The organism is Longimicrobium sp. (assembly GCF_036280135.1).
Classification (GTDB): domain Bacteria; phylum Gemmatimonadota; class Gemmatimonadetes; order Longimicrobiales; family Longimicrobiaceae; genus Longimicrobium.
In genome coordinates this window covers 1-4,689 of the sequence record NZ_DASURI010000808.1, presented here as the reverse complement: position 1 = coordinate 4,689, position 4,689 = coordinate 1, and the positions used below count along the sequence as shown (strand labels likewise).

General features: G+C 72.9%; 3 protein-coding genes. All 3 read right to left on the bottom strand.

All coding sequences use genetic code 11. The features are described 5' to 3' along the window. Positions 1-44 precede the first annotated feature (44 nt). Entirely contained in the window at positions 45-1,193 is a 1,149-nt protein-coding gene (gene wecB / locus VFZ20_RS26100) for a non-hydrolyzing UDP-N-acetylglucosamine 2-epimerase (RefSeq protein ID WP_329686902.1), read from the bottom strand. Between the two features lie 74 nt (positions 1,194-1,267). Next, entirely contained in the window at positions 1,268-3,172 is a 1,905-nt protein-coding gene (locus VFZ20_RS26095) for a nucleoside-diphosphate sugar epimerase/dehydratase (RefSeq protein WP_329686901.1), read from the bottom strand. A 226-nt stretch (positions 3,173-3,398) separates the two neighbouring features. After that, positions 3,399-4,367, bottom strand: coding sequence for a porphobilinogen synthase (gene hemB, locus VFZ20_RS26090; protein ID WP_329686900.1), 969 nt, complete (start codon positions 4,365-4,367; stop codon positions 3,399-3,401). Positions 4,368-4,689 lie beyond the last annotated feature (322 nt).

Sequence of the window (4,689 nt, the reverse complement as noted above, 5' to 3'; positions counted from 1 at the left end):
CGGGCGCGCCGCACCCGGCGGGGACGCCACGGAATCCGCCACGCTCACGTCCGCGCCGCCTCCAGCGCGGCCACGATGCGCTCCGCCGCGCGCCCGTCCCACCCCTCCGGCACGCGCGCGCCGGGCGCCGCGCGGCCGCTGGCCCGCGCCTCGCGCGCCGCGGCGAAGACGCCGTCCGCCGTCAGGGGCCACGGCGCCATGCGGTTCGTCCCCTCCGTGAGGGTGACGGGGCGCTCCGTCTGCTCGCGCAGGGTCACGCAGGGCACGCCCAGGTACGTCGTCTCCTCCTGCACGCCGCCCGAGTCCGTGAGCACCACGGCCGCCGCGTCCGCCAGCGACTGCATCTCGCGGTAGCCCAGCGGCTCCATCACCGTCAGCCCCTGCAGCGCCGGCGCCAGGCCGAACTCGTCCACGCGGCCGCGCGTGCGGGGGTGCAGGGGAAGGACGACGGGCAGCTCGCGCGAAACGGCCTGCAGGGCGCCCAGGACGGCCCCCAGGTTCGCCGCGTCGTCCACGTTGGAGGGGCGGTGCAGCGTCGCCAGGGCAAACCCGCCGCGGGGCAGCCCCAGGGTGCCGGGCAGGTCCAGGGCGCGGGCGGCGTCCAGCTGCGCCACGAGCGTGTCGATCATCACGTTGCCCACGAACACGGCCCGCTCCGCGGGGATCCCCTCCGCCACGAGGTTGGGGTGCGCGTCGCGGGAGGGCGTGAGGAGCAGGTCGCTCAGCCGGTCGGTGAGCACGCGGTTCACCTCCTCGGGCATGCGCCAGTCGTGGCTGCGCAGCCCCGCCTCCACGTGCGCGATGCGGCAGCCCAGCGCCTCGCGGAGCTTGGCCGCCACGAGGGCGCAGGCCAGGGTGCCGTTCACGTCGCCCACGACCACCAGCCAGTCCGGCCGCTCGGCGGCGAGGACGGGCTCGAACGCCTCCATCACCCGGGCCGTCTGCACGGCGTGGCTGCCGCCGCCCACACCCAGGTGGTGGTCGGGCGCGGGGATGCCCAGGTCCATGAAGAACGCGTCGGACATCCGCGCGTCGTAGTGCTGCCCCGTGTGGACGAGGACGGGGTGGTGCCCGGCCCGCCGGAGGGCGGCGAGCACGGGCGCGACCTTCATGAAGTTGGGCCGCGCCCCCGCCACGACCATCACCCGCATCCGCCCCGCCCCGTTCCGCGCCGCATCACGCTCCGTATCCATTCACGCCGGCCCCGCCGCGCGGAAAAAATCGTCCCCTCGTCCCCTCGTACCCCGCACCTTCGTACCGCCCTCCCTCAGTCGCCGTTCTCCGCCAGCACCGTGCGCTCGCGCAGGGGCGGCACGCACTCCGGCACCAGGTCGCGGATGGCGTCCAGGATGTCGGTGCGCGAGCCCACGGCGGCCGCGGCGGCCAGGCGGTCCAGCCCCGACATCAGCGCGTGCGGCTCCGGCTCGGCCGTCTGGACGATGCGCACCTTGCTGATGGAGGTGGGAATGGTCATCTCCCGCTCCGACATCAGCTCCTCGTGCAGCTTTTCGCCCGGCCGCAGCCCCGTGAAGACGATGGGCACGTCCGTGTACGGCTCCAGCCCCGACAGGCGGATGAGGTTCTCCGCCAGCTCCACGATGCGCACGGGCTCGCCCATCTCCAGCATGCAGATGCGCCCCGTGGCGTTGGCCAGCGCCGACGCCTGCAGCACCAGCTGCACGGCCTCGGGGATGGTCATGAAGTAGCGCGTGACCTCGCGGTCCGTCACCGTGATGGGCTGCCCGGCCGCCAGCTGCTTCTTGAAGAGCGGGATGACGCTGCCGTCGCTGCCCAGCACGTTGCCGAAGCGCACGGCGCGAAAGTCCGTCTGGCTTTCGCGCAGGGCCGGCCAGCCCAGCACGATCTGCTCGGCCAAGCGCTTGGTGGCGCCCATGACGCTGGACGGGTAGACGGCCTTGTCGGTGGAGATGAGGACGAACTTGTCCGCGCCATAGCGCGCCGCCGCCTGGGCCACGCACAGCGTGCCCAGCACGTTGTTGCGCACGGCCTCCACGGGGTTGTCCTCCATGAGCGGCACGTGCTTGTACGCCGCCGCGTGAAAGACGAAGTCCGGCCGGTGCCGCGCGAAGATGGACTCGATGCGGGCGTGGTCCGTGACGTCGGCCACGATGGGGATCACGTCCAGGGCCGGGTGCAGCGTGCGCAGCTCCAGGTTGGCGAAGTACAGCGGGCTCTCCGCCTGGTCCAGCACGATGAGCCGCTTGGGGTTGAACGTGGCCACCTGCCGCGCCAGCTCGTTGCCGATGCTCCCCGCGCCGCCCGTGACCAGCACCGTGCGCCCCTCCAGGTCGCCCTGGGGACCGTCCAGGTCCAGCTCGATGGCCTCGCGCCCCAGCAGGTCCTCGATCTCCACGTTGCGCAGCTGGCCCAGCCGCGCCCGCCCGTCCAGCAGCTCGCGGATGGAGGGGACGATCTTGAAGTCCAGCTCGGTGCGCAGGCACGCCTCCACGATGCGCCGCATCTCCTTGCGGGTGGCGCTGGGGATGGCGATCACCAGCTGCTGGATCCCCGCCTTGCGCGCCAGGTCGTCTAGGTCCGCCACGGTGCCCAGCACGGGAATGCCGTGCAGGCGCATGCCCACCTTGGCCGGGTCGTCGTCCACCATGGCCACGGGCGACAGCTCCGACTCGCCCTCGCGCTGCGTCTCGCGCAGCAGCCGCTCCGCCCCCGTGCCCGCGCCGATGATGAGCGTGCGCCTGCCCCGCGGGGCGCGCCACGGCACCAGCCGCTCCTCGCGAAAGGCGCGCACAGCGAACCGCACGCCGCCAAAGAGGATCAGGGCCGTCACCCAGTCCAGCACCAGCACGGACCGCGGCAGCCCCGAGACGGAGCCGGGGCCCTGCAGGTCTCCCGTCATGAAGAGGGCCAGCACGAGCAGCACGCTGCTGAGCGTGTTGGCCCGCACCAGGTCCACCAGGTCGCGCATGCCCACGTGGCGCCACCACCCGTGGAACAGGCCAAAAAGGGCAAAGCAGGCAAGGCGCAGCACCACCAGGTACGGCAGCGTGCGCCAGAACAGGTCCACGTACACCTGCGGCGGCCGAAAGTCGAACCGCAGCGCGAATGCCCCGTAGTAGGCCAGGGGGATGAGCAGCAGGTGCAGCGCCAGCACGATGGGCCGGCGAAGCCGAATCAGGAGAGCGGGGAGCATCGAGACGCGCTGAGGTTTCGTCCAAGGGTCCGGCGGACGCGAGAAAAGGCGTCCGGGCCGGGAGTACCGCCGGCGCGGGAGGAACTGCCACGCGCCGCGCCTGCACCCTTCGTGCCGCCGCCGAACATCGTCCACTTCGGCGCGGGCCCCGCGCGCGGCGGGGCGGCGCACCGTTCATTCCTCCGTCCGCCGTCCCTGCAGCAGGCAAGCGGCGGAGGGGGCGCGGTTACAGGCGCGCGAACTGCCGCGCCCAGTAGCTGATGATCATGTCCGCACCGGCCCGCTTGATGGCCGTGAGCGCCTCCACGTGGGCCCGCGGCCCGTCGATCCACCCGTTGGCCGCGGCCGCCTCGATCATGGCGTACTCGCCGCTCACGTGGTACGCACAGACGGGGTAGCCCGTGGCCTCCTTGACACGGTGGATGACGTCCAGGTACGCCATCGCCGGCTTGACCATGACGGCGTCCGCGCCCTCGTCCACGTCCAGGGCCGCCTCGCGCAGGGCCTCGCGCACGTTGGCGGGGTCCATCTGCGCCGTGCGCCGGTCGCCGAACTGCGGCACCGACTCGGCCACGTCGCGAAACGGGCCGTAGAAGGCGGACGCGTACTTGACCGCGTACGACAGCAGGGCCGTGTGCGAAAAGCCCGCCCCGTCCAGGGCCGCGCGGATGGCGCCCACCCGGCCGTCCATCATGTCCGACGGCGCCACGACGTCGGCGCCGGCGGCCGCGTGCGTCACGGCCATGCGGGCCAGCAGCTCCACCGTGGAGTCGTTGTCCACGTCGCCCCCGCGGATGAGGCCGCAGTGCCCGTGGCTGGTGTACTCGCACAGGCACACGTCCGTCATCACCACCAGCCCCGGCAGCTCGGCCTTGAGCCGGCGCACGGCGCGCTGCACCACGCCGTCCTCGTCGTAGCCCGACGTGCCTTCCTCGTCCTTGTGGGCGGGGATGCCAAAGAGCAGCACCCCGCCGATCCCCAGCTCCGCCGCCTCGCGGGCGTCGCGCAGCAGCTCGTCCTCGGACGTCTGCTCCACGCCCGGCATGGAGCCGATGGCGCGCCGCACCCCCGTGCCCTCCACGACGAACAGCGGGAGGATCAGGTCCGACGGGTGGACCACGGTTTCCCGCACCAGGGAGCGGATGGGCTCCGTGCGCCGCAGCCGGCGCGGGCGGTAGGCCGGAAACGTTGGCATTCTGACCTTCTTTATCTTCAGCCGCGCATCCGCGGCGTCACGATTGTGGCTGCGGGCGCGCACGGATGCCCCGGCGCGCCCCTCAACGTGCAAACATCCGTATTCGGGACAGGTCCCGCGCGGATGCGTCTGTCCGTCCCCTCCGCGGCGATCCTGCCGATCCGCGGACGGGCTCCGGTCCGTTCAGAAGAAGACGGAGACGGTGGCGTCCAGGGCCCGCTCGCTCCAGCCGTCGCCCGATTCGTACCGGGCGGCGGCGCGCGCCTCCGCGTGGGGGCGCAGCCGGTACGCCGCCTCGGCGCGGAACCCCGTGCCGTGCCCC

Coding starts and splice junctions, on each gene's coding strand:
- hemB (WP_329686900.1), bottom strand. CDS start 4,367: ATGCCAACGTTTCCGGCCTACCGCCCGCGCCGGCTGCGGCGCACGGAG.
- VFZ20_RS26095 (WP_329686901.1), bottom strand. CDS start 3,172: ATGCTCCCCGCTCTCCTGATTCGGCTTCGCCGGCCCATCGTGCTGGCG.
- wecB (WP_329686902.1), bottom strand. CDS start 1,193: ATGGATACGGAGCGTGATGCGGCGCGGAACGGGGCGGGGCGGATGCGG.